Raw genomic sequence first — 25,436 nt, forward strand, 5'->3', positions numbered from 1 at the left:
CCCGAAAGGAGCTCTTTTTTTCTTATTCCGGCAGTTTAAACCCGAATTAACGAGCTTTGCTGCTTGCAAATTTACGTCGCAAATCCTGAGTTACTTCATGGATTGTTGCATTCAACGTCACTTCAAACAAATCATCAGCAGAGACTTTATAAAGCTCTCCCAATTTTTTCAAAGCGTTGATTGGAGGATGAGATACGCCTCTTTCCCAGTTTGAAATAAACTGCGGAGTGGAGTATCCCAATTTGTCAGCCACGTCTCTTTGAGAAAGACCTGCAGACACACGTTTTTGCTTCAAGAAATCAGCTAGCATATTTTTTTGTCTCATGCGTTTCCACCTAACGATGATTTATTTATACATAACAAGGCGTTTGTGACAAGCCTTTGCTTTCAAAAATAATCTCATCAATATAAATACATTATAGCTTATTTGATCTAAATTACTTCCTGTTTTTTTGCAATTCCTAATCTTTTCTGCATTTAAGATATGAGTATTTTCTTGTTTTCTTACAGAACAGATATGAGAGGATGTGAGCATGCCAAACATTACCAACACCCCTTGGGTCGAGCACTTCCACATTACCAGTCTTTTAGTCAACCCCATGGGGCGCTTAGGACTTTATGGTTTATTGAATCTGCTCCAGGAAACAGCGTGGATGCACGCGGAAAATTTGGGCTTTGGCATGCAGGATATGGAAAAAGATGGTTTGTTCTGGGTGCTGACCCGTCAGACTTTAAGCATGCAACAGTGGCCACCTTTTGGTGAGGATATTCAGGTTCAAACCTGGCTTCGTCCGCCAGAAGGGGCTTTCGTCAGTCGGGAATTCACCGTCCTAAACCAACAAGGCCAGGAGATCGGCCTCTGCTCTACCAGTTGGCTGGCTTTGGATCGACAGAGTAAAAAAATACTTCCAGCCCAAAACCTGCGCCCGTGGGAAAGATTAACCAACTCACGATCCACTGGCCTGACCCCGGGAAAAATTCCGGTTCAGGGTACTTACGAAAAAATCGCCAAGTACCGAGTGCGCAATTCAGATCTTGATATCAACCAACATGTGAATAACACCAAGTACGCTCAGTGGATTTTGGATGCCGTGCCTTACGATCTTCACAAGACTCTTAAACTGAACAGTTATTCCGTCAACTTTTTATCCGAAACCCATCTCGGAGACGAGGTGGAAGTTCATCGCAGTTGCCAGGCGCCAACCCCAGAAACCTCCAGCGCCGGAACAACCAGTTATCAAGGCCTCAGAGTCGGAGACGGCAAAGTCCTCTTCACGGCAGAACTTGGATGGGAGAAGAATGCATGAAATCACTAAAGCCCTTTAATAAAACACCGCAAACAGAAAGCATCACACTCCAGGGCGAGATCACGCCACTGTCCAACAATCGTCTTCTGGTAAAGTTCAAACTCTCTGGGCAGTTAAACAAAATCCTTTGGCCCAAGCCCACAGCGCAGATCCATCGGGAGGACGGCCTGTGGAAGCATACATGTTTGGAAGCCTTTCTGGGAACAGGCGCCACGCCACGCTCCCCTTATCTTGAAGTCAACTGCGCTCCGAACGGAAACTGGAATGCTTACTCTTTTAGCAGCTATCGCGAAGGTATGATTCCATCCGCGGAAACCCGGGTCCGTCTTCAACACCATGAGCCGGAGCAACAGGAAGCTCTGTTTGAGATCGAAATCGACAGCAAAAAGCCGTTTGATTTCACCTGCCTTGGCCTGACCGCCGTGATCGAGTTCACAGATGGCTCGCTGAGCTACTGGTCCCTGTCCCATCCGGGCTCGGATCCCGATTTTCACAATAAGGACGGCTGGATCGCGCTTTCGACGCATTGAGCGAAGCTGTCCGCAGATATGCCGGTCCCTTGACCCTTTCTGGAGCCCAAGATAGCTTGGGCTGTTTCATTTTTCTAAATCCAGAAAGGACCTTCCCATGAAGAAACATACAGTTCGTGTGTACCCATCTAAAGAAAAGTTGGATCGTAAAGACCAACTGGCTTGGAAAATTGCAGAGATCGCTTCTGACAACGCACCGATCAAAGCTGACGTTGTAGACATGGTTATCAACCGTATCATCGACAATGCCTCTGTTGCTATCGCAGCTGCCAACCGCCGTCCGGTCGCTTCTGCTCGTGCAATGGCGATTGCTCACCCTCGCAATGGTGGTGCGACTGTATTCGGTATGCCGAATGATCAAAAATTTGACTGTGAATGGGCAACATGGGCGAACGGCACTGCGGTTCGTGAGTTGGATTTCCATGATACTTACCTGGCGGCTGACTACTCTCACCCTGGCGATAACATCCCAGCGATCTTGGCGGTGGCGCAACAAATGGGTAAAAACGGTAAAGAACTTCTAAAAGGTATCGTGACTGGTTACGAAGTTCACGTTGATCTAGTTAAAGCGATCTGCCTGCACATGCACAAAAAAGATCACATCGCGCACTTGTGCCCGGCTCAAGCAGCAGGTATCGGGACTTTGTTGTCTCTTCCAACTGAAACTATTTTCCAAGCGGTTCAACAAGCGGTTCACGTGTCCTTCACGACTCGTCAATCTCGCAAAGGTGAAATCTCTTCCTGGAAAGCTTACGCTCCGGCACACGCTGGTAAACTGGCTGTAGAAGCTGTTGACCGTGTTATGCGTGGCGAAGGTGCTCCATCCCCGATCTATGAAGGTGAAGACTCTGTTATCGCTTACATGCTTGATGGTAAAAACGGTAAATACGAAGTTCCACTTCCAGAAGTTGGCGAAGAAAAACGCGCCATCCTTGAGACCTACACGAAAGAACACTCTGCAGAGTATCAATCTCAAGCTTTGATCGACTTGGCTCGCAAAATGAAACCAATGATCAAAAACTTCGACGACATCAAAGACATCGTGATCCACACGTCTCACCACACTCACTACGTGATTGGTACTGGCGCAAACGATCCACAAAAAATGGATCCAAATGCATCTCGCGAAACTCTTGATCACTCGATCATGTACATCTTCGCAGTGGCTCTTCAAGACGGAACTTGGCACCACGTTAATTCGTACGCTCCAGAGCGCGCGAAACGCCCTGACACTGTGGCTTTGTGGCACAAGATTTCAACTATCGAAGACAAACAATGGACTGCTTGGTACCACGAGACAGATCCAGACAAAAAACGCTTCGGTGGCCGCGTAGAAATCACAATGAAAGACGGTTCTAAAATCGTTGACGAGCTTGGCGTAGCTGATGCTCACCCAGCAGGTGCTCGTCCATTCAAACGTGCAGACTACATCCGTAAGTTTGACACATTGACTGAAGGAATCATCACAAAAGCAGAACGCGATCGTTTCATCGGCCTTTGCGAAAATCTGGAAAACCTGACTGCAGAACAAGTTCAGCAGTTGAACGTTCAGATTCCAATCGAAAAGCTTGTGAACAACAAACGCGACAACAAAGGGATCTTCTAGAACGAAGGTCCGCTGGAGCTGAGGGGTTAGGGCTGTTCTTTCCGAGACACGGTCCTCCAGGCCTCGCGGAGGTCTCTCCAAGATCATCCCTAACCCCTCAGCTCCAGCTCATTGCTCTAGAAGATCACTTTGTTGAGCCCTTACTTGAGATAGCCTTGGATTGATTTGTGGTAGGATAGCTACTGAAACGGCGTTTGCCGGGATTGAGAGATAGGCACTCTAAAAACTTGGTGTGTTTAGCTCTGAATCGATGAACATATAGATTGATGAGGCTTGTATGTTGTTTCCAGAAATTACTGCTGCACAAAAACGTAAAAATTTCCGCGAAGCTTTGAAGTCTGGGAAGCTTTTGCAGTTTCCTGGTTCTTGGTCTCCACTGGTAAGCATGGGGATTGAGAAAGAGGGCTTTGATGGGGTTTATATCTCGGGATCTGTGCTTTCCAATGATCTTGGGTATCCTGATATTGGTCTGACTTCTTTGACGGAAGTGGCTCAGCGTGGTCGTCAGATTGCGCGCACAACCAAGCTTCCTACTATTATTGATATCGACACTGGTTTTGGTGAACCGATGTCTGCGACTCGCACGGTTCAGGAAATGATCGAAATGGGCCTGGCGGGTTGCCATATCGAAGATCAGGTAAATCCAAAACGCTGTGGTCATCTTGATGGCAAGTCTCTTGTGACTCGCGATGAGGCTTCCCGCAAAGTGGCGGCGGCGGCTCGTGGTAAAAAACTGGATGAAAATTTCCTTTTGATTGCTCGTACAGACGCTCGTGCTTCTGAAGGTTTGGATGCGGCGATTGATCGCGCGAAAGCCTACATCGATGCGGGTGCGGATTGCATCTTCACGGAAGCTTTAGAAAATGAAAAAGAATTTGAAGCTTTCCGTAAGGCTGTGAATGTTCCGTTACTGGCGAACATGACAGAATTTGGCAAAGGACGTCTGTTCACTTACGAAGAACTTTCCAACTTGGGTTACAACATCGTGATCTATCCTGTGACGACATTCCGTCTGGCGATGGGTGCAACGATTTCCGGTCTTAAAGAGATCAAAGCCAAAGGCACTCAGGAAGGTCTTTTGGACAAAATGCAGACTCGCAAAGACTTGTATGCGCTTTCTCGTTATGACGAGTACAACTCTTTCGACACCAGCATCTTCAACTTCACTTTGAAGTAAGAATGAAAAAGGGAGGCTCAAACCTCCCTTTTTTTATTGTTCCATCTGTTTCTACAAACAACAGATTCAAGAACTCCTCGCAATCTGCAACAAACTTGTCCTTGGGCTCAATAGCGCGGACACCTTCAACGACGGAATCAAGACGCAAATTCCGACCAGAGTCTTAATTGTTTTTTCGGCGAAGTCAGACTTCACAAACTCTTCTAAGATATTTCAATGAAGAAAGAGTTCTCACTACAGACCAAAATCGCCTTGCCCATTCTTACTATCACATTCATTGCTCTGGGACTTCTAACCTATTTTTCCGCTTCAAGAAGTTTTCAAACCGCACAAAGCGATGCTGAATTCAAAGTCAGTAAATCGGCCGAGTCCTTTGCCAATGCCTTTAAAGCCGAATTGGACACAAGCCTCATGGTGGCTCAGCAAGTGGAAGCCTATCTGGAGACCCTTCGCAAACAAGGCAGCAAACAACGATCAGACGTCAATGCAGTTTTAAAAACCATGTTGGAACAAGCGCCCTCTGTCTTTGGCGTATGGGCCACTTTTGAACCCAATGCCTTCGATGGACAAGACGCCCATTTCCTGGGACAGCCCGGCTATGAAAAAGTCGGTGGCTTTGGACCTTACTGGAATCGTTCTGGAGAAAATGGCTCTCTGGCTTGGGAAAATGACATCAACTATGACGGTGAATTCTATCTGGCACCGAAGAAAGCCGGACATCGCATTCTGACTGAGCCCTACTATGATGAAGTCAACGGCCAGAATCTGTTGATGACTTCCGCCGCTGCACCACTTTATGAAAATGGAAAAATGCAGGGCGTGGTCGGCGTCGACCTGCTGCTTTCCCAACTGGAAAAACAAATCGCGGCGGTAAAACCCTATGAGACCTCTGTGGGTTTCCTGATCTCAGACCAATTCAACTATGTCACCAATCCTCAGGCCAATCTTGTTGGCAAACCCGTCACACTGCCTTTCGCCCATGACGAATTCAAACAAGCCCTGAAAGAAGGCCGCCTGCTGCTGAAGTCCGGCACAGACTCGCACTCTGGCGAAGAAACTATGAGTATTCTGGTGCCCGTCGCAATCCCTTATTCAAAAGTTTTCTGGGGCGTTCTGATTTCCACACCTGTCAAAACAGTTTTGGCCAGTGCTTATTCCCTGCTGTGGAATCAGCTTCTGGTTTTCGTGATCTGTCTGCTGGTCATGGGGATCGCAGTGTTTGTGATCTCGCGCCGGATCTCGCAACGCTTCACCCGCTTAACGAACAGCCTGGATCAGGCGGAAAATGTGGTGACAGCGGCCATTGATCAACTCAGTCGTGCCGGGCAAAACCTGGCCCAGTCGGCCACCGAATCCGCCGCTTCCATTGAAGAAACCGTCGCCAGCCTTGAAGAGCTGACGTCGATGGTACAGATGAATGCGGGCAATGCCAAGGAAGCCGCCCGCCTGTCTTCAGACTCCAACCACAGCGCGGAACGCGGTAACACCGAGATGAGTGCTTTGGTGGGAGCTATGGATGAAATTTCCGGTTCTTCCAAAAAAATTGCAGAGATCAATGGGGTGATTGACGATCTGGCTTTCCAGACCAATCTGCTAGCCCTGAATGCATCTGTTGAAGCGGCGCGGGCTGGTGAACACGGTAAAGGATTTGCCGTTGTCGCTGAAGCCGTCAGAACTCTGGCCCAAAGATCCGCCTCTGCCGCCAAGGATATCAACGGCCTGATCAATGATTCCATCGAAAAAGTACAACGTGGCAGCCTGAAGGCCGAAAGCTCCAATTCCAATCTGAAGGAAATTGTCGAGTCTGTTCGCAAAGTCAGTCATCTGAACGTCGAAATCTCTTCCGCCAGTGACGAGCAATCCACGGGCATTCAACAGATCAGCAAAGCCATGAACTCTTTGGATCAGGCGATTCAAACCAACGCGGCTTCTGCGGAAGAAATTTCCGCCACGGTTCAGGAAATTCTGAACCAGGCCCATGTGATGAAGAATGTGGTGACAGAAATGAACTCGGTCGTTCACGGCAACTAGGCGGCGCTGAGCACCTTCACGGTCGAGTTCATCACTTCCGATTTTTCGCTGATATTAGCAGCGGCAGTCACGATTTCGCCCGCTTCAGAAGCATTGCGCTGAATGACTTGATCCAGTTGATTGATGGAAACATTGATTTGTTCAATCCCCGCGGACTGCTGCTGACTGGCTCCGGCGATTTCCTGATTCAGTGTCGCCACTTTGTCGATACTGGCTGACATCTGCTTCAACACCTCGCCATTTTCGCGAACCATCACAGTCCCCTGCTTAACCTGAGTCACACTGACAGAGATCAGCTGATTGATATCTTTCGCCGCCGACGCCGAACGCTGTGCCAAAGAACGCACAGCCTCAGCCACCACCGCGAAGCCCTTGCCATGCTCACCCGCCCGAGCGGCTTCAACAGACGCATTCAGGGCCAACAAATTGGTTTGGAAGGCAATATCATCAATAATGTTAATGATCTCTTCAATTTTCTGCGACGAAGATTCAATTGCCGCCATCGTCTGCACCAGTTCCAGAATTTTCGTTTCTCCGGTTTTCGCCAGCTTCGCAGATTCGCCGGAAAGTACGGCGGCATTCTGGGCATTGCCCGTATTCAGTCGCACCATGGACGTGATTTCCTCCAAAGAGGCCACCGTTTCCTCAATAGAAGCCGCTGCTCGCGTGGAGGCTTCGGCCAATTGACCACCCGTTGTGTTCAGATGCTGTAAGTCTTCAGAGATCCCCAGAGAGGACTCCGTCAGGCCCGAGGACAGCGTAGAGATTTTTTTCTCGGATCTTTTGGCACCCAAGTACACCACGGACATCAACAAAAGCAGACCCACCAAAGAAAAGCCCAATTGCCTCCACAAAGACGCATAGGCGGCCGCCAGAATTGTTTTTTCCGGAGTGCGAATCACTAATGTCCAATTCTGTTCAAGATCGTAAATCGGTACTGGCACCACTAAAACCATCTCTTTGCCGCGGGTGCTTTTCACTTCCAGGCTGCCAATCTCATGACGCTGAATCAATGCCTGCAGGTCCGCATCAGCCTGATAAGGCTGCATCACCGCCGTCTGATCAGGTCCTGCCACCACCATCATCTTATCTGAAATCAACAGGGATTGAGAATCAGCAAAGGGACGAACCTCTGTCACCAGATTTTTGATACTATCCAGACTGATATCAACTCCCACCAGCCCCTTGGCCTCGCCCTTTTGCACAATCGTATAAACCGCCGAGGTCATGACAAGCTCCTTGCCGTTGACCGTGTCCTTGTATGGTTCCACCAGCATGCTCTGCTTGCTTTGCATGGGCTGGAAGTACCAGTCTCCCAGATCCGGAGTTTCCTCGTTGAGCAAAGTTTTATAGACAATCTTATCGCCCTGGCGCACCCACCATGGATACACCCGGCCCGTTTTCTCGTGCATTTCAGAATTCATGTATTGAGTATCTTTGCCGTCATAGGCATTGGGCTCCCAAGCCGACCAGGTCGCCAAATACTGCGAATCACTGTTCAGAACCTCACGCAAAGTCAGATAGGCCCTGTTGCGATCCTGAAGATGATTCTGCACATCCATGGAAAGACTGCGCCCCACCACTTCGGCCTGAGAAAAAGCTTTATCCAGATAAGTTTTGATTTGCTGCGAATACGTTCTGCCCATTTCCAGAGTCAGTGTCTGCGCCGTTCGTTTGGCGTCCCTAAAGGAATCCTGAACGGAAAGCGCCGCAATCCCTCCCAGAACCAGGGTGCCGACCACGGCGATCGGCAAGGTTAATTGTTGAGTGAATGAAAGTCTTTTAAAGCCACGAAACAACATGCTAAAACTCCGGCGTTGTTTGAACCTTAACAGCTTCGGACAAAAGCCAAAGAACAGAGAGAGGACCTATGTCCAGATCCTCTCTCGTAGTAAAATGTTTCCAATATATACTCCCCCAATGGGGCGAGCTTTTTAGTGACCGCCGGCTGTGACTTTCAAGCCGATGATAGAGATCAACAAAAGACCTAGGAAGAACAGACGAGCCGGGGTTGCGGCCTCATTAAACAGAAAGATCCCCAAAATCGCCGCGCCTAAGGCACCGATGCCGACCCACACGCCATAAGCGGTTCCAATCGGCAACACGGTGGCCGCTCGAGCCAGCAAAAACATACTGCCTGCCAACGCCACAAGAGTTAAAAGACTGGGAACGAGTTTTGTGAAGCCTTCGGTGTATTTAAGGCCGATGGCCCAACCGACTTCAAGAAGACCTGCGATTGCCAAAATGATCCATGCTACTGTGTTAGACATACCAACACTCCTTTCGTTAGAAAAAAGCGTCGTCTTGTCCTGACCGGGTACGTCGCACATCGTCCGGGCACATCAGTCGCAGAACTGAAATACGGCTCCATTTAAGCGTAAAACCCGCAAAAAGTAAAGAAGGCCTTTTTATTCTTTCCCTCTCATTTTGCCCGGCAAAGTCCAGAGTTCCCGCCAATTCGCCCATGGACAAGCCCTCTTGTCCTATACTCTTTCTTGACCCGTCGTTCATGGCGGACTAGGTTGGGCCCATGCAAAAGCTTAAAGTGTTTCTTTCCGACAGTTTGAATCCGCATCTGAATCTTGCCACCGAAGAATGGATCTTCCACAATCTGGATCCATCTCAGCAGATTCTGTTCTTGTGGCGCAATGAAGAAACCGTCGTGATCGGTCGCAACCAAAACCCTTGGTCGGAATGCAACCTGGCCAAAATGAAGGAAGATAAAGTTCATCTGGCACGCAGAACCACCGGCGGCGGCGCGGTCTTCCATGATCTGGGTAACACCAACTTCACCTTTCTTTCTCCGAAAGAATCCTACAAACGTGAAAACAATGTTCAGGTGATCTTCAACGCACTTAAAAACTTTGGCATTCAAGGTGAAGCCTCTGGCCGCAATGATTTGCTGATCCCGTTTCATGATGGCCCTCGCAAATTCAGCGGAAGTGCTTATCGTGAAAAGAAAGACCGGGCCTTCCACCACGGCACTCTGTTGATGCATACGGATCTGGCCCGACTGGGGAATTATCTGACTCCGAACCCGAAGAAGCTTCAAGCCAAGGGGAAAGAATCCGTTCGCGCCCGTGTTGCCAATCTGAATGAGGTTGCTGCCTCGATCAACCACGACAACCTTGTTTCCCCCATGATCAAGGCCTTTGAAGATTTCTATGGTGCCAAGGCTGAAATTGAATCTTTGACGATGCAAAGTTTGCAGCAGATTCCAGAACTGAAGAGTCAATACGATCAACTCAGTTCCTGGGAGTGGCTGTACGGAAACACTCTGGAATTCAATCACAAAATGGATGACTATCTGTCTTTGGGTTTCTTTGACGTTCACTTCAAAGTGGAGGACGGTCAGATCAAGGATTTGAAGTTCTACACGGACTGTCTGTACCCGACAGTGATTGATGAAATCACCGAGGCTTTGCGCGACAAGCCCTACAAGGGCGAAACCGTCAACGCGGAGATGGCCGCGGTCATCGCCGCATATCCAGATCTGCAGGCGGGCCTCAGCGAACTGCGTGACTGGCTTTGCAAAAATATCGAAATCTAAACAAGAAGATCCTGACGGACTCACATCTTTCGTCAGGATCTGTCCTTCATCCTGTTTATTACAATCCCCCGAAGTTCTTTTTTAATTTTTCATAAACTGTCAAAAGCTCCAGCAAGAAATTCAACTTAGACCTGAGTCCATTTTACATACCCACTTTCTATATTAATTCGACTTAATGTTTTCGACCTTTGTTACGATACAAACTGTATGAAAACAAAAGCCACCGCCTCCTTACAAATCCTTGCGGCCTTTTTTCTCGTTTCTCAACTTGCCGCGTGTATGCCCCAAACCTCTGACATCCTGAGCACAGAACCGCCAGGCACGGACTCGGAAAACTCCTTCACCGATCCCGGCAACACTGAAGAGCCCTCAACACCCCCAGCACCGACAACACCACCAGATCAAAGTGGCGACTTCGAGGAAAGTGCAAAGTCTTTAAAGATCCACGCTTTTGCGGATATGAACATCGACACCAGCGGCACTTACACCAGCAGCACGATCTCGATTGTGAAGTCCATGATCTCCCGACAGCCTGCCGCTATTCTGGGCGTGGGTGACTATATCGACGGGGAAAAAAAGAGCCTTTCAGACAGCACCTACGTGAATATGTGGAATTCATTTTCCAAAAAAGTGCTTTCCTTGATGCGCACAGCGGGCCTGCCATTTTTGCCGACTCCGGGGAATCACGACGCCTACTACAGCCAGGAACGAAAGATCTATGACAGTTTCTGGAGCTCCAACAAGCCCAACGTGGAATACGTCGATGACGACAACTTCCCGTTCTATTATTCCTTCATCAAGGAAGACGTGTTCTTTGTCTCGTTGGATGACGCCAATTATTCCAAACTTTCCAACCGCACGGCTCAACTGAACTGGCTCAAGGAACAACTTTCTTCAGCTCGTGCTCAGGGAGCCCGCGCCCGTGTGGTCTATGGCCACATCCCGCTGTATTCGATCGTCAGCAGCAAAGCCAACAGCTCCACGGTCTATGAAAACGGCGTTCTGGCTGGTGAACGCAGAACCGGCGGATCTTTCACGCTGGAATCCATCCTGCTTTCACACAAGGTCGATCTGGTGATCTTTGGCCATTCTCACGGCTTCTACTCCGGACACTACACCTATCCGGACGGGAAAAAACTTCAGGTGGTGTCCATGCCTTGCGCCGGAAGTTCACCACGTTATTTGGTCGGCACCAGCATTAGAACTCCGCAAGGTTACGTGGAACTTGTTTTCTCGGAAACAAATCAACTGGCGATCCGCTATTACAATTCATCAGGTACTTTGCAAAGCCTGAGCTCGCTTCCCGCCTCTCTGACTTTGGATTCAAAGAATGGTGTGAAGTACGTCCGCTAAAGACCCTTGCAATAAAGTAACTTGGTTTTTGACAGTCTCGGAAATAGTCTCCGTTCACACAAAACGGAGACAGTTCCATGTTTGCCTCTCTAATTTCTTTTGTTCTTTTAAGCTCTAATGCCTATAGCTATCTGGACCCTCAATTTGAAAAACACGCTGTTAAAACCTACAACATTGAAGTGCCGGGCAAAGCCCTGCGTGAGAAATGTTATCTGCTGCAAAGATTCCCTGGCCTGGAAAACAAAATCAATAAAGACGAAGACAGCCTGTGCGCGATGAATCTGTATGCCTCTTATGGTGATCATCCCAAGCTGAAGACTTTCTATGGCTGCCCGAAAGTGAACAGCACCTCCGTGGCAGTGGAATACTATGAAGTCCCCGCAGGAATGAGCGAAGCCCAATTCCAAAAGACCATCTGTCCTCTGACCCGTTCAGAAAAGAAAAAGATGAAAGATCGTTTGGGATATCCGGATAAGGAGGCGAAGTTCAAGTTCGCAGCTCCGGGAGTTTCCGTGGGAAGTATTTTGGGATATTCCCGCCTGACTCAACTTTTCAAATCTGTCGATGTTCCGCCAAGTGTTCTGCGCACGGTGGATCTGGACACCGTCCTGAATCACTCCCTGGCCGGACGCTATCTGGGCTTGCAAATGGGAAACTCATATTTGAATCAATACTGGTACGATCAGATCGGCCACTTGGTTCGCGCCAAACACGGCAATGTGTCGCAACTGCCGGATGTCTATACCAAGCCTCCCTACGGCCTGGGTATTGTGCCGACTTCTTTTTATAAAGATGGCAAGCGCCGAGGACTGTCAGCCAATAGCACGGCCTACTGGACAACACGCATCCTGACTGAGGACAAGCAACAGGTCTTTGGAGTGCTGGCGGAGAACCCCAGCAATGAAGAATTGTATACAGAAGCTTTCGGCTTGAAAGGGGATAAAACCCGTATTGATCAGTTCCGCAACAGCAGTGTCTTCTGGCCGCTATTAAAAGATCCCCGCCCGATCTCGCAAGTTCTGGGTAGCACTGAACTGCCCAAAGCCGGTCAGAAAATGCTGGGTATGCAGGATTCTTCCGACATGCTGGTGATGGACTTCCTGCTGGATCAAGCTGATCGCATCGGAAACATCCACTACAAGCGCCGCCAGTTCTTCAAAACTGCACAGGGAAAAGTGGATGACATCTCGGACAAAAAATACAAAGAACTTCTGGCGAAGCCTGCGAATACTTTGACTCCAGCCGAAGTGGAAGTCCTTGGAGCCATCAAGCAAACCGGTGTTTCTTTGAAGGTCATGCTTTTAAAAGATAACGACGGCGGCTTTGACATGAACACCGCCAAGAAATATGCCCTGATTGCTGATGTCAAAAAAACATCCGCCACTTATGATAGCTGGAAGGACAATGCCGATCTGTTCCTGAATGCGACCATGGTGGTGAAACATTTCAGCCCTCAGACTTACAAAGGTGTGATGCGCTTGTATGGACAGGTCTTTGGAACGCCAGAAACTCAGGTTGCGATGGAAACCTACTTCCGCAATTCTTTGCAGTTCACGGCTCCAGAATACAAGATCTTCAAAAACAATTTGTTGAGTTTGTACCGCGCTCTTTACAAGAACTGCAAAAATGGAACTCTATTCCTGGATCTGGATCTGAAGGATTACTTCTCGAACAATCCGAATCCGGTGCTGACGACAACACCGGGCGTGTGTGAAGGGCAGTTCTAGATAAGGAAGGGTCCCAGGGCGATGGCAGCCGGTACGATCTGCACCAGCGCTGCCCGCCACAAGCGACGTGACGACAGAATCAGCACCAAGCCAGCGGCAATAATGGACACCAGGCCATAGATCACCAGCGTGGTTCCGGCAGCGCGGGTGACGTCCCCTGTTCGCAAATGCAGGCCGAGCAAAATCGCCACTGCCAAAAATAAGTTATAAAAGCCCTGATTAAAGGCCATCAGTTTGGTGGTCGCGGCTTCGGCTTCTGTGACGCCGAAAGTCTTATTGGTTCTTTTACGCCCCCAAAGCAGGCTTTCCAGAACAAAAATGTACACATGAATAAGTGCCGGAACGAGAGCGAATGATATTTCCATAGCCTCAGTGTGCGGAGCCCTCCACCCGCCGTCAACCCCGCCGCTGCGCAAAGTAGAGCCCCAGTACAACTCTTGACCGCTTTCAGTCGCCGCGCTAGTTTTGGTCGTTAATCATTAGCAATGTAACGCGATGAGTCTTTCAAAGACATCACGCAGTGATTTCGCCGGAGGAAAAATGGCTGAGTATATCAATCCAGATTATGTTCCAGAACCAGAAAAAATGAACGTTAAAAAGGGTCTTGATGGCGTTGTTATGGATACGTCTTCAGTATCTAAAGTAAACCCTCACACAAACTCTTTGATCTACCGTGGTTACCCAGTTCAAGACTTGGCTGAAAACTGCTCTTTCGAAGAAGTGGCTTTCTTGATGTACAATGGCGAGTTGCCAAATGCAGGTCAACTTGCTGAGTTCTCCAAAAAAGAACGCGCTTCCCGTGAGATCTCCACAACTTTGTTGAACGTGATCAAAGCTCTTCCACAAAAATGTCATCCAATGGATTCTATCCGCACGGCGGTTTCATTCTTGGGCGCTGAAGATGCACGTATCTGGGACGCATCCCCTGCAACAAACATGGACAAAGCCATGAACTTGCTTGCGAAAATCCCGACAATGGTTGCAGCGGACTACCGCTTCAAAAAAGGTTTGGATTTCATCCCACCTAAGTCTGATTTGTCCATCGCTGAAAACTTCTTCCACATGTGCTTCGGTAAAGTTCCACAAAAAGAAGTTGTGAAAGCTTTCGACGTTTCTTTGATCCTTTACGCTGAACACAGCTTCAACGCTTCCACTTTCACTGCACGTGTTGTGACTTCAACTCAATCTGACATCTACTCTGCAACTGTTGCAGGTATCGGTGCCCTGAAAGGTCCTTTGCACGGTGGCGCGAACGAAATGGTTATGCACATGATGAAAGAGATCGCTGATCCTGCGAAAGCAGAACAGTGGATGCTGGATGCTTTAGCTCAGAAGAAAAAAGTCATGGGCTTCGGTCACCGCGTTTACCGCTCTGGCGACTCTCGCGTTCCAACCATGAAAAAGTACGCTCAAGTGATGGCTGACGTGACTGGCGAACAAAAATGGATGCAGATGTACACGGCTTTGGAAAAAGTCATGGTTGATAAGAAAAAGATCTACCCGAATCTGGATTTCCCAGCGGGTCCTGCTTACTACATGATGGGCTTCGAGATCGACTTCTTCACACCGATCTTCGTTATGGCTCGTACAACAGGCTGGTCTGCTCACATCATGGAGCAAGCTGCTGACAACCGTATCATCCGTCCTCTTTCTGAGTACGTGGGTGCTGAACAGCGCAAAGTGACTCCAATCAGCGAGCGCAAATAGTTTTTAGCTTAAAGTTAAAACTAAAAAAGGGAGCCTTCCGGCTCCCTTTTTCATTCTGAGAACTTAATTATTAAAGGCAATCATCTTGGCGTCAAAATGCAGACGCTCCTGATTGTACTCGGCCAGAGCTTTTTCCGCCTGAGCGGCAAACTCACTGTCCTGAGCAGAGGCGTACTCCAAAGCCGTGCGGGTTGTATTTACCGCCAGCACATAGTCACTCTTACGCATTAGATTCTGAAAGTCGAACTCATACAGTTTCTTGAACTTGTTGCCAGAGGACCTGCGCATCTTCATCAAATTGGTCATTGAATTCAAATGTCCCAAAACACGCTGGGAATATTCGACCTTCACCAGATCCAGATCAATACCCTTCTGCCAGCGCTCCAGACGCCCCATAGAGGCCACTTCCAAATACCTTACGATCTGCTGATCCAACCCCTCTGCCGAGGTGTTAGCTCGCTTAAGCCCCAGGCGCACAGCCTGCTGCCGTTTTTCCTGCGCCATTCTTTGAACACCTGCGCCCTTTGTCGGCTGTCTCAATCTGAGATTCACCCGATCAAGTGAAGCTAATGAAAGCTCACCGCAAAAAATAGTCAGTGCCACAAAGAAAGTTGCCAGTATTCTGCCTAAGAGGATCGTTTTACTTGTCATACCTAAGAATCAATACAAGCTCCATGCCGTGGATAATTTTGAGACAAAAAGGGTTGCCAAAAGCGACTCGGTTGCATGAAATAAAAAATCTCAATTCCATCAGGAGACTCGATGACAAGATTCATATTGTTACTGGCATTACTGGTCACTGCTTGCGCGCAAAACCCCAAAGCTCCGGGGGCCGGCGGAACTCAGGTTTCCCAAGTTGCCACGACCTATATTTCCACTTTACCCTCTCGAGGCATTGATTACTCCGCAACTCTGCAGCGAATTGCGTTCAGTTCCTGCGCCAATCAGGATGAACCCCAACCCCTTTGGAAAACCATCAGCGCAACCCAACCGGATCTTTTCCTTTTCGCCGGTGACAATGTCTATGCCAGCAGTCCTTACCAGCAACCTATTGCCGAACAATACCGTAAGCTGGATCTGATTTCAGAGTACCGCTCTTTGCGTGAGAAGGTCCCTTTCATGGCAACATGGGACGATCACGATTTTGGAATGCGTGACGGCGGCAATGACTGGGCAGGAAAAGATGCGGCTCGCAAAGACTTTGTGAATTATTGGACTTACACCCGCAACAGCATGCCTCTGGAGCAAGGTGGGGTTTATCACAGCAAAATCATCGGTCCAAAAAAGCACATGGTTCAGGTGATCATGCTCGATACTCGCTATTATCGCAGTTCACTAAAAGAAAAAACCGGCTTTGAAGGCAAAGCCATGAATTACGAACCCAGCAACGAGGGCACGGTTCTGGGCGAGCATCAATGGGAATGGCTGGAAACACAGCTAAAGCGCCCGGCGGATGTGCGACTGATCGTCAGCAGCATTCAAGTTATCGCCGAAGATCCCCCGTTTGAAAAATGGGGAAATTTCCCGAAAGAACGTCAGCGTCTTTTTGATCTGATCAAAAAAACCAAAGCTAAAAATGTCGTTATCCTTAGTGGTGATCGTCATATGGCTTCCATTTCGAAAATGGATCTTCCAGGGTATGGCGCCCTTTATGATATCACGGGAAGCTCTATCAATCGCGCCAACAACTATAAGGATGCGGATCGCCACTATGTCGGTGCCGTTTATAATAAAGAAAACTTCGGACTGGCCGAAATCGACTGGAAACGAAAATCCATCAAAGTGGACATTCGCGATATGCAGAATGAAGTTGTCAACTCGGTCACTATCAAGCTCAAGTAGCTATTTGTCCGTCAGATTCCAATTTATATCAGGGCCATGCTCTTCACGATGACTGCTGAAGAGCGTGCGTGCCCAAAGAACGATTTCATCCACCGCTGTTTCCAGATGCGCCTCATCCACCACAATGCTGGGAATATCCAGTCTGGCGATCCGATTGCGCGTGTCATCCGTGGGGCTTTCCACAAAGATCAGACCTTTCAAAATGTCAGTCCGGCGACTGGCTTCGGCCAGAAACTCGCCTCCGACACTGACGCCGACACCAAAAATTCGATTCTTGTCGACCTCGCCATAGTCTTCCAGAAAATGCAAAGCAGCTAAAATGTCCTGCAGGCGCTTAAAGGGAGACTCCCAGGGTTGCGGGGCGGTTTCGTCATCACCAAAATAGTTGTGATCCATAATCAAAGTCACAAATCCCTGATGACTGACTTCCCGAGCCAGATAATCCACCACCTGCACGGTGGCGCCGGTCATGGCCCCTTCAAAAAGGCACCCGGCCATAACCTCGTCGGTCGTGTCAGGCAGATAAAGAGTTCCTTCAAGAAGACGACCTTGCGATGCAAAGTTCACTGTGAGTTTCATAAAGAACCTCCGCGGCTTTCTTCATTTAAGCACTCCCTGCAGAGTCCTCTAAATATCAGACGCGGGCTGTGCTGCAATACAAGCTCGCGGCAGATATCCACTGCACTTCTGCACAAGCTGATTGTCCAGCGAATCTAATCCAGACTGATAAGGTTCAAATTAATCATGAAGTTGCGGGCAATACGATAGGCCCGGTGCTTGGCTTCGTCAGCTTTCAGGCCCACGAAATGTTCGTCCACCGTTGCCACAAACAAACGCAGCCATTGTTCAAAATGGCCCTGCTGCAAGTTCAGCTTCATATGCGGAGGAAAAGGTCGTCCCCGATAGGAGTCCTCGCCCAAAAGAAGGTCTGCCCAGAAATTGTATAACTTAGGAAGATGCTCGTCCCAATCAACCTGGGCAACATCCGTAAAGATAGGTCCGATATACCCATCGGCGCGAACCTTGGAATAAAAGCCATCGACCAAAAGCTGGATGTCTTCGCGGGATTCAAGGGGTTTGCGTTTCCTGTCCATATTTGCTCATTTCTCAGAAATGTCACTATCTCAGCAGTTTACTACGCAAATTGAATCATTCATATAATTTTAATTTTCTCATTTTCTATCAGGCTGGCCAGCCCTCCCCGCAGAGAAAACGCCCTATATCCTTGCTCTCTTAGATTCATACAGTGCTGCAGGGACTTCACCCCCATGTTGCAATAGACGTATATCTCCTGATCTGGAGAAAGACCTTTAAGACATTCCAGCCCCCATTGTGCCTCTGGAAGATGATGCTTTTCATATTCCTCTTCAGAGCGGACATCCAAAAGAAGGGGCTTGGGATTGCTTTGAAAATAATCCTGCCACATTTTCTCGGGCAAAGTCTGACAGACATCCTCAATAAAGTCTTTGGAAAGACTCCGGACCTCTTTGGAGCACAGACACTCCGGGCGGGAAAACAACGATAACGTATGAAAATGCATGGATTTGAAGTCTGCGATCCAAAGCTTCCCTATAAGGGGGCGTAGACTCTCCTGATCATTTTTGGTGAACAAAATCCACTTCAAAGCTTCCAGTGCCTGCATGGAGCCCACCACCCCTGGCACCGCGCCGAAAACACCTTGCTCTGCACAGCTTCCGATTTGAGATTGAGGAGGATCCGGATAGAGACAACGGTAGCAAGGCCCTTGAGTTCCCTCAAACACCGCCACTTGCCCCTCAAATCGGCTGATGGAGCCATAGACTAAAGGTTTTCTCAAAACCAAAGAAACTTCATTCAATAAATACTTAGTCTTAAAGTTGTCTGTCCCATCCACAATAATATCGAAAGGAGAACAGATCTCCAGCGCATTTTCTCCGCTCAAACGCTCTTGAAAGGCAGCCAGCTTGATTTGCGGATTCAAAGCTGCAAGCCGGGCTTTGGCTAGGACCGCCTTTGACTTACCAATATCCTCTGTTGAAAACAAAATCTGTCTTTGCAGATTTGAGCTATCCACGACATCATCGTCGACAAACCCCAAAGTTCCCACTCCCGCCGCCGCCAAATACTGAAGACAAGGACTCCCCAGGCCTCCGGCTCCAACAACCAAGACTTTTGCCTCATGTAAAACACGCTGCCCTTCTTCGCCCACTTCAGGAAGCACCATCTGTCGAAGATAACGATTTTCCATTAACGTTTCTCCTCGGGAATAATATCCACATCCAAGCTAAATCGAACCCCCGCATCGCTCACATAGCTCCAATACGGATCCTTTTTTCTCGTGGGTTTTTGCAAAGACTCTTTCGCAATACATACCTGAACTTCAAAGCTCTCGATGCAATAAGAGTTGCAGTCAGATAAAACAATATTTACAGTCAGGTCATTCCTAAAACCCAATTGCATTTTCTGACGAACCTGCCCTGTCTCATTAAAAATCGCCCATTCCTTTTCACTGAGGCGAATCCGAATATCTCTGTCTTCCAAACGCAGATTCATTTTATAATCTCCTGCCATTCTTCGGGAGTATTGGCGTTATAAAGGACTTCTGGACAGGGACACCTTATTTCCTCCCCGCGAAGACGAGAAAATAAGCTCTTGAATGAACGAAGCCGAGACGGCATCAAGGGAGCACACAATTCATCCAGGCTCGCCTTCATCTTCCTTGACACCACAAGAGCGCACGGCAACTCCGAATCCGTAAATCGCACAAAATCCTGACCGGCGACCCTCGTCTTTAAAAGAACCATCAGACACTCAGCGGTCAATCGCGGCATATCCACGGGAACAACGACAACAATGTCTTCCTCTGGGAGGAGCTTAAGAACGCAACGCAGACCTTCCAAGGGGCCTCGTCCGGCAAATTCGTCTTCTGTGCAAACATAGCCATCGACCCGGCCACTGATCCATACTCTGGATGAATCCCCCGTGGCCGCAGCAAGAAGATTGACCATGGAGTCAATCAGTCGTCCCCCATTAAAGGGAAGCAAGGCCTTGCTTTGCCCCATTCGCGAAGACTTTCCCCCTGCCAAAACCAAACCCCAGATTTCACCCATTCAACGAGTTCCCCCGAAGCCAAGCCTGCGCTCCGCTGGCGTAGTGCTCTTTTTTCCAAATTGGAAGGCGCAATTTGACTTGTTCAATAATGTACCTGGAGGCCTCATAAGCCGCCACCCGGTGCGAAGACGCCACTCCAATAATAATACTGGTTTCTCCGACCCCCAAAGTCCCCACGCGATGAGAGACCAGAAGCCCCAAATCCGCACCCCATTTTTCGTGGCACTCTTCGCAAATCTTGCGAAGAACATTCTCCCCCAAAGAGTGGACTCCCTCGTACGTCACTGCCGTGACTTTTTGTCCTTCGTTGTGGTCACGCACATTGCCTAAGAACCAGATAATGGCTCCCTGAGTATTATTCTGCAGCAACTCCCAGCTTTTTGCCGGAGTCAAAACATCGTCAGTAATTTCACAATGAACAAATCCCATCCACTAACCTCCGCAAACGGGGGGCAAGACAAAGAGGACCCCTTGGCTGATGACTTCTTGGCTTTGCAAAACACGAGTATCCGTGGCCAAGGCCGAATCTTGAATCAATGCCCTTGACCTCTCAGGACAAAGAGCCTGACTGGTCAACCAGGCTTTCATTTCCTCTACTGTGATGGAATCCTTTTCCATCACAAACTCAAGTTGCTGAGTCGGAAAATAGTCTTTGACCTGTCCAAAAAGCTTTATGTCGATCTTCATAGAGTTCGTCCCTCCCATGGGTGCACTTCGACAGTTGTTCCCTCTGCCACCCGATCACCCTCCTCAGAAACAACGGCCCAGCAATTCGCCTCCAACAAGGAATGAAGCATATAGCTGCCTTGTCCCGGCAAAATCCGCACACGGGAAACTCCGTCGTTCTGTTCGATGCGAGCCTTAAAGAAGCTCCGCAACCCTTGAGGTTTTTTGATGGAACCAATAACCGGCAACTGAAGACTTTGCTCACATCCCTGTCCGCGAAGCGCTTTTAAATAGGACGTGACAAAGAAACTTGCACCAATCGCAGTAGAAACAGGATTTCCGGGAAGACCAAAAACAGCTGCGCCAGTCTTTTCATGCACTCCAAACAATAGAGGTTTCCCGGGACGAATCGCGACCTTATGAAACTCTGTTTTGACTCCCAATTTCTGCAACGAATTCGTGACATAGTCCCAGTTCCCCATGGAAACTCCACCTGTCGTCAATACCAGATCATAGTTTTCAGACATCAAGTGAGCGAACTTTTCACCAAATCCGGAGGCATTGTCTTCGCTTTGCTCAAACACGTCCACATCACATCCCAAAGAACAAAAATAGGACCGTAAAAATGGCGCCGAAGAATTTCTAACCTGCTCCACGGCAATATCCTGAGTTGCAAAAGGTACAATTTCCTTACCCGTTGAAATCACTCCCACTCTCAATTTTTTAAAAGCCGGAATCTCTGTATATCCCAAAGCTGCCAAAGCCATGACATCCTCATGACCCAACCGATGACCTCGCTTAAGTATCCTCGTTCCTTTGGTAAAATCGGAGCCTTGAGGACGGATGTTATTGCCCACTGGAACCGGGGCTTTGATGCGAATACTGGATACTCCACCGTCACAAAAGACTTCAACGTCTTCGACCTTAACGACAGCATCAAAATCACCTTCGGGAATGAGCGCCCCCGTCATGATACCGTAAACACCGCCTGCCGAGTTCTTCTGCAGGGGTAACGCATCACCGGCCGCGATATATCCCATCACTGGTAACAGACAAGGACTTTCGGCCGTTGCCAACAAAGTCACCTCCGACTTGACAGCAAATCCATCCATGGCGGAATTATCCTGCGCAGGCAGGTCTTCCCGAGAATATAAGTCTTCCGTCAGAATTCTGCCCACAGCCTGCAGCAAAGAAACTTTTTCCTCTTGAAGAGATCTCTTTCCGGCCGCGGCTTGAATTATTTCAATGGCTTTCTGGTAAGTGATCATGGACATGAACCCCTCCGTGATTTTTTCCTTGAGAGATATGAACGGCATGCGGCAAGAGGCTCTCAAGACTCTGCAATCCTTGCACAACAGCCTTAGCGCTACCAGGAAGACAGACCACCAGAGTTGCTCCCACAAGGACCGTCACAGAGCGACTTAGGTAAGACATGGGGGTGTGTTTAGCACCTGCGGCTCTTAGGAGTTCTCCGAATCCAGGAACTTCCCGGTCCGCAATTTCAAGCAAAGCTTCGGGCGTGTTGTCTCTTGGAGAAAGACCTGTTCCGCCAGTCAAAATCACCAATCCAACACCGCATTCCTTCCATTCCAATATTTTTCTTTTCATACTTTCTTTCTCGTCGGGAAGGACACAGTGCTCACGAACATGGGCGTTTCTATCTTTCAACCAGTTCACAATGATCGGACCGGATGCGTCCGTCGCCGATCCAGCAAAACAACGGTCCGACAAAGTCAACACCGCAGCGAAAACTCCCTCCAAAGAAGCTTTCACTCCACAAGAATCCACCTTGTGATCGCCTTTGGGCTCCCACACTCCCGACTTTCCGCCCTCTTTTCTGAGCAGGCGGATCTCACCGAGAGTCATCTCGGGTTCCACGATTTTTGTAAGATCGTAAATACAGAGCAAAGCTGCATTCACAGCACAAAGTGCTTCCATTTCAACGCCGGTCTTACCTTGGCACTTCACCTGCGCGGTCACTTCGATATATTCTTCAGAGGGCAGGCATCGAACCTTCACAGACTCCAAAAGCAAGGGGTGACAAAGCGGCAAAATCTGCGACGTATTTTTTGCCGCCATAATTCCCGCAACTTCCGCCAACGCCAAAACATCCCCTTTGGGCATGTCTTTATCGACAATTCGCTGAATGATCGCCGGTGGGATATATATCTTTCCCGACGCCAGAGCCATTCGCTCTGTCGTGTTTTTTTCCGAGACATCAATCATGTTATACGAGCTGGACACATTATCCTCCATAGGTCGAAAGAGTTCGCATATCGCCATAGTCGCCCTCATGCAAAGCGTGAGAAACAGGTTTTAATCGCAAAGTACTTTGTATAAACGAGACCAATTTTGGCAGATCCCCATCATTTTGAAGATAGGAGCGCAGAGAAACCTCGCCCTTACCAAACAAACACAAACGTAAATCCCCCCGAGCAGAGACCCGAAGGCGATTGCATTGAACACAAAAGTTTTTTGCGTAAGGAGAAATAAAGCCGATCTTTCCTTCAAAATCCGGGTGATGAAATTCCTGAGCTGGCCCTGATTCGGAGTCCCGAGAGCTTTCTTGCCACCCTTGCTGTTTTAGATCTTGAATGTAGACATCGGCACGGGTGTGATGTTTTTCAAAAAAATCCTTATTCTGCTCCGTGGGCATAAGTTCAATAAACCGCACAGTGATAGGACGATTTTTGATATAATCAAGAAACTGCGGAAACTCACTGTCATTTAAATCTTTCAGCAGAACGGCATTGATTTTGACTCTATGAAACCCCAAGGAAATCGCCTCATCAAGGCCCTGCTGAAGATTCAGGAACTCATCTTTCCCCGTAATCTCTTTAAACTTTTTCGAATTCATCGAATCCAAACTGAGGTTTAGCAACGAAAGGCCAGAATCTTTATAAACACGGATATTTTTCTTTAATCCAAATCCATTTGTCGTCATTCCCACTTGAAAACCGTTTGTCGCAGCCTCACGAATGATCTCCGGCAGGTCCTTGCGTAAAGTGGGTTCTCCCCCAGTCAGGCGCAGCTTTTTGAACGACAGATTTGAAAATGCACGCAACAGACGGGAAATTTCTGGCAACGACAACTCTTCAGTGCTCTGACATTTTTTATAGCCTTGCGGCAGACAGTAAGTGCATCGGAAGTTGCACACATCGGTGACCGATAGTCGCAGATAGCGAAACTGACGACCTTGCGGGTCGTTTAGTACAAGAGACATATTTCTCCTTTCCAAATACGGGAGGCTGCTTCGTTTCCCAAACAGCCCATTGGCTCCTGAACCATAGAGTTCTTTAGGTTCAAGAGCTCGGAGTCTTTTCTATTTACAAGTCGCCCCGCAGTTTGCGGTTTCTTCATTCTTTTGAGCTTCAATCCAGTCAGTTTTCTCGGGCTGGATGTTCAAACGTGCACACTCCGCATCCACCAGACCACTCACCCATTCATAAACTTCATTGTAATAGGGATTTTCCATGACCCCTGGGCGACGCCCAATGGCACACACAAAACGTCCCAGATGCGCCATCAAAAATTTCTTACGACCATCCAGGACAATCTCGGCGGCCTCTGTATTCACAGTTTCGGCAAAGTAGTTTTGTTTAATCAAAAGCAAAGAGTAAAACTCCAACTCAACGGAAACGTGATCCAAAATCTCTCGTCCCTGTCCTTCAGTTTCCAGCTCAAATCCGAAGGCCTTATAGAAACCGGCGATGTCCCCCAACTCCTGTCCCTTCGCCATGGCACGATGGCGACCATACTCGGTTTCGTAGGGAGAATTTACCGCCTGCCCTCGCTCAAAGATATCAATGTACAACGAACGTAGATCATCAGTGCTGCCTTCCTGGACAACTTGGGAGACCCTGCCCTTTAAACTTTCAGGCAGAATCACCGCCTCATCCTTCATCAGAAGAGTCGCATAATTCTCAAAATTTTGATCTGGATAAGAGGTCAACAGAGACGCCAAAACAAATGGCGCCGGATTAGTGTTATGTGTTTCCATATTAGGGCCCTTCCACTTTAAATGGAGTCCAGAACAAAGTCAGCGCCTTGCGTGAGCCCACTTCGTCTTTCCCTCCCTGCCATACTGCAAATGCCACAGAACTGTTTTTTCCTTCTTCCAAAACAGATCCTTTTTCTCTTTTTAAAGCTCGCGAAATCACCACTGTCCATTCGCCATTCTTCCATTCGCCCTTCGCGAAAGAATCGCTATCTTCGCGAACAGCAGAACTTCCAAAGCCTTCTGCCATAATTTCATCAACGGCTTTTTTAGCAAAGGACTGGGGATTGCCCGCCGCCATACCATGCATATAGGCTTCCTTCTGATCTTTGCTGGCCCCCTTCCACTTTCCGGCGTCTGGATAGTCCATGTGATATGTGTCCACTGCCAAATTTGGATAGATGTCTTTCACATCCTTTTTGCCATACACCTCATCGTATTGATATTGCGCGCGCCAATGAAACATGTGAACAGGGTTGCCCGGCTCCCCCATAATAACGGAAGGGAGATTTTCGTTGCTCTTCACCGGGAACTCCAATGCCACTGCGTCGGAAAACTGACCAAGCTTTCCAGCTTCAGACTTTTCCGTGTCTTTCCAGCGCAATCGGAAGGCGACATAGCTCCCGTTATGCAAAGCCTGCACCTTCAGTAAAGAGGTCTCGGGCTTTTCCGGTTTCGGCTTCATCATGGGTTGCGCCATCAAAGACAACTCCACCTCTGGGGCCTGAGACCAGTAGGCCGCATAAGGATCCAAAGCTTTGGTGAAGTCCTCTTTCACTTTCTTCACCGCGATGTCCGCGGCCTGCACAAGGCCGGGAACCATGAATATCAAAAAAACCAATTTGCGTTTCAT

At 48.6% G+C, this 25,436-nt stretch carries 27 protein-coding genes and 2 riboswitches; of the genes, 10 read left to right on the top strand and 17 right to left on the bottom strand.

The annotated features are described in order from the left end of the window. Positions 1-46: 46 nt before the first annotated feature. Positions 47-325: a helix-turn-helix domain-containing protein gene (locus tag ACES2G_RS11175; RefSeq protein ID WP_262551616.1), complete on the bottom strand. Its 279-nt coding sequence runs from the start codon at positions 323-325 to the stop codon at positions 47-49. A 208-nt stretch (positions 326-533) separates the two neighbouring features. Here ACES2G_RS11175 and ACES2G_RS11180 point away from each other — a divergent pair, with 208 nt between their 5' ends. The 5 genes from ACES2G_RS11180 (at position 534) to ACES2G_RS11200 (ending at position 6,651) form a co-directional block, all read left to right on the top strand. Next, positions 534-1,307 (top strand): acyl-ACP thioesterase domain-containing protein, encoded by a 774-nt coding sequence (locus ACES2G_RS11180; protein ID WP_347358299.1) that lies wholly within the window; start codon positions 534-536, stop codon positions 1,305-1,307. Continuing rightward, positions 1,304-1,837: a DOMON-like domain-containing protein gene (locus tag ACES2G_RS11185; protein WP_347358298.1), complete on the top strand. Its 534-nt coding sequence runs from the start codon at positions 1,304-1,306 to the stop codon at positions 1,835-1,837. Before ACES2G_RS11180 ends, ACES2G_RS11185 begins: the two co-directional genes overlap by 4 nt. Positions 1,838-1,934: 97 nt before the next feature. Beyond that, a complete protein-coding gene (locus ACES2G_RS11190) occupies positions 1,935-3,443 on the top strand; it encodes an MmgE/PrpD family protein (RefSeq protein WP_374000190.1) in 1,509 nt (502 codons plus the stop codon). 277 nt (positions 3,444-3,720) lie between these two features. Next, the gene (gene prpB, locus ACES2G_RS11195; RefSeq protein ID WP_374000191.1) at positions 3,721-4,620 is read left to right on the top strand and encodes a methylisocitrate lyase; all 900 of its coding nucleotides are present in this window, start codon (positions 3,721-3,723) and stop codon (positions 4,618-4,620) included. A 216-nt stretch (positions 4,621-4,836) separates the two neighbouring features. Continuing rightward, positions 4,837-6,651, top strand: a complete 1,815-nt coding sequence (locus ACES2G_RS11200) for a methyl-accepting chemotaxis protein (protein ID WP_374000192.1) — start codon at positions 4,837-4,839, stop codon at positions 6,649-6,651. Here the strand turns inward: ACES2G_RS11200 and ACES2G_RS11205 are convergent. After that, the gene (locus ACES2G_RS11205) at positions 6,648-8,453 is read right to left on the bottom strand and encodes a methyl-accepting chemotaxis protein (RefSeq protein ID WP_374000193.1); all 1,806 of its coding nucleotides are present in this window, start codon (positions 8,451-8,453) and stop codon (positions 6,648-6,650) included. The genes ACES2G_RS11200 and ACES2G_RS11205 overlap by 4 nt on opposite strands. Before the next feature lie 132 nt (positions 8,454-8,585). Then, on the bottom strand, positions 8,586-8,921 hold the full coding sequence (sugE, locus tag ACES2G_RS11210; RefSeq protein WP_347359497.1) for a quaternary ammonium compound efflux SMR transporter SugE: 336 nt from the start codon (positions 8,919-8,921) through the stop codon (positions 8,586-8,588). Positions 8,922-8,944: 23 nt separating this feature from the next. After that, positions 8,945-9,014, bottom strand: a riboswitch (guanidine-III (ykkC-III) riboswitch). 167 nt (positions 9,015-9,181) lie between these two features. Here sugE and ACES2G_RS11215 point away from each other — a divergent pair. The 3 genes from ACES2G_RS11215 to ACES2G_RS11225 all read left to right on the top strand — a co-directional run bounded on the left by ACES2G_RS11215 (position 9,182) and on the right by ACES2G_RS11225 (position 13,281). After that, a complete protein-coding gene (locus tag ACES2G_RS11215) occupies positions 9,182-10,201 on the top strand; it encodes a lipoate--protein ligase (RefSeq protein WP_347359496.1) in 1,020 nt (339 codons plus the stop codon). 207 nt (positions 10,202-10,408) lie between these two features. Continuing rightward, positions 10,409-11,554 (top strand): metallophosphoesterase, encoded by a 1,146-nt coding sequence (locus ACES2G_RS11220; RefSeq protein ID WP_374000194.1) that lies wholly within the window; start codon positions 10,409-10,411, stop codon positions 11,552-11,554. A 77-nt stretch (positions 11,555-11,631) separates the two neighbouring features. Then, the gene (locus tag ACES2G_RS11225; RefSeq protein ID WP_374000195.1) at positions 11,632-13,281 is read left to right on the top strand and encodes a hypothetical protein; all 1,650 of its coding nucleotides are present in this window, start codon (positions 11,632-11,634) and stop codon (positions 13,279-13,281) included. Here ACES2G_RS11225 and ACES2G_RS11230 read toward each other — a convergent pair. Then, on the bottom strand, positions 13,278-13,646 hold the full coding sequence (locus ACES2G_RS11230; protein ID WP_347359493.1) for a DUF1304 domain-containing protein: 369 nt from the start codon (positions 13,644-13,646) through the stop codon (positions 13,278-13,280). The genes ACES2G_RS11225 and ACES2G_RS11230 overlap by 4 nt on opposite strands. 175 nt (positions 13,647-13,821) lie before the next feature. On the opposite strand from ACES2G_RS11230, the gene ACES2G_RS11235 reads away from it, so the two are divergent. Further along, the gene (locus tag ACES2G_RS11235) at positions 13,822-14,988 is read left to right on the top strand and encodes a bifunctional 2-methylcitrate synthase/citrate synthase (RefSeq protein WP_374000196.1); all 1,167 of its coding nucleotides are present in this window, start codon (positions 13,822-13,824) and stop codon (positions 14,986-14,988) included. A 63-nt stretch (positions 14,989-15,051) separates the two neighbouring features. Here the strand turns inward: ACES2G_RS11235 and ACES2G_RS11240 are convergent, their stop codons facing one another. Next, entirely contained in the window at positions 15,052-15,528 is a 477-nt protein-coding gene (locus ACES2G_RS11240; RefSeq protein WP_374000197.1) for a hypothetical protein, read from the bottom strand. A 222-nt stretch (positions 15,529-15,750) separates the two neighbouring features. Between ACES2G_RS11240 and ACES2G_RS11245 the strand changes: the two genes are divergently transcribed. After that, entirely contained in the window at positions 15,751-16,830 is a 1,080-nt protein-coding gene (locus ACES2G_RS11245; protein ID WP_374000198.1) for an alkaline phosphatase D family protein, read from the top strand. On the opposite strand, the gene ACES2G_RS11250 is transcribed toward ACES2G_RS11245, so the two are convergent. The 12 genes from ACES2G_RS11250 to ACES2G_RS11305 form a co-directional block, all read right to left on the bottom strand. Next, positions 16,831-17,409, bottom strand: a complete 579-nt coding sequence (locus ACES2G_RS11250; RefSeq protein ID WP_347357565.1) for an alpha/beta hydrolase — start codon at positions 17,407-17,409, stop codon at positions 16,831-16,833. It abuts the gene before it with no gap. A 134-nt stretch (positions 17,410-17,543) separates the two neighbouring features. Beyond that, a complete protein-coding gene (locus ACES2G_RS11255; protein ID WP_347357564.1) occupies positions 17,544-17,924 on the bottom strand; it encodes a group III truncated hemoglobin in 381 nt (126 codons plus the stop codon). Positions 17,925-17,983: 59 nt separating this feature from the next. Continuing rightward, positions 17,984-19,057: a HesA/MoeB/ThiF family protein gene (locus tag ACES2G_RS11260; RefSeq protein ID WP_347357563.1), complete on the bottom strand. Its 1,074-nt coding sequence runs from the start codon at positions 19,055-19,057 to the stop codon at positions 17,984-17,986. Then, positions 19,057-19,362, bottom strand: a complete 306-nt coding sequence (locus tag ACES2G_RS11265; RefSeq protein ID WP_347357562.1) for a hypothetical protein — start codon at positions 19,360-19,362, stop codon at positions 19,057-19,059. Before ACES2G_RS11265 ends, ACES2G_RS11260 begins: the two co-directional genes overlap by 1 nt. Next, positions 19,359-19,919, bottom strand: coding sequence for a molybdenum cofactor guanylyltransferase (locus ACES2G_RS11270; RefSeq protein ID WP_347357561.1), 561 nt, complete (start codon positions 19,917-19,919; stop codon positions 19,359-19,361). Before ACES2G_RS11270 ends, ACES2G_RS11265 begins: the two co-directional genes overlap by 4 nt. After that, positions 19,912-20,349: a molybdenum cofactor biosynthesis protein MoaE gene (locus tag ACES2G_RS11275; RefSeq protein ID WP_347357560.1), complete on the bottom strand. Its 438-nt coding sequence runs from the start codon at positions 20,347-20,349 to the stop codon at positions 19,912-19,914. Before ACES2G_RS11275 ends, ACES2G_RS11270 begins: the two co-directional genes overlap by 8 nt. Before the next feature lie 3 nt (positions 20,350-20,352). Then, complete coding sequence (locus ACES2G_RS11280; RefSeq protein WP_347357559.1) at positions 20,353-20,607, bottom strand: hypothetical protein; 255 nt, start codon at positions 20,605-20,607, stop codon at positions 20,353-20,355. Beyond that, on the bottom strand, positions 20,604-21,860 hold the full coding sequence (locus ACES2G_RS11285) for a molybdopterin molybdotransferase MoeA (RefSeq protein WP_374000200.1): 1,257 nt from the start codon (positions 21,858-21,860) through the stop codon (positions 20,604-20,606). Before ACES2G_RS11285 ends, ACES2G_RS11280 begins: the two co-directional genes overlap by 4 nt. After that, positions 21,829-22,830, bottom strand: coding sequence for a bifunctional molybdenum cofactor biosynthesis protein MoaC/MoaB (moaCB, locus tag ACES2G_RS11290; protein ID WP_347357557.1), 1,002 nt, complete (start codon positions 22,828-22,830; stop codon positions 21,829-21,831). Before moaCB ends, ACES2G_RS11285 begins: the two co-directional genes overlap by 32 nt. Position 22,831: 1 nt before the next feature. Beyond that, complete coding sequence (gene moaA, locus ACES2G_RS11295) at positions 22,832-23,809, bottom strand: GTP 3',8-cyclase MoaA (RefSeq protein WP_347357556.1); 978 nt, start codon at positions 23,807-23,809, stop codon at positions 22,832-22,834. Further along, a riboswitch (molybdenum cofactor riboswitch) is annotated at positions 23,798-23,914 on the bottom strand. It overlaps the preceding gene by 12 nt. Further along, a complete protein-coding gene (locus ACES2G_RS11300) occupies positions 23,909-24,586 on the bottom strand; it encodes a molecular chaperone TorD family protein (protein ID WP_347357555.1) in 678 nt (225 codons plus the stop codon). (Overlaps the previous riboswitch by 6 nt.) Before the next feature lies 1 nt (position 24,587). Next, positions 24,588-25,436 carry an ethylbenzene dehydrogenase-related protein gene (locus tag ACES2G_RS11305; protein WP_347357554.1) on the bottom strand — a complete coding sequence of 283 codons (849 nt, stop codon included), beginning with the start codon at positions 25,434-25,436 and terminating at the stop codon, positions 24,588-24,590.

This window comes from Bdellovibrio bacteriovorus (assembly GCF_041888015.1).
Classification (GTDB): domain Bacteria; phylum Bdellovibrionota; class Bdellovibrionia; order Bdellovibrionales; family Bdellovibrionaceae; genus Bdellovibrio.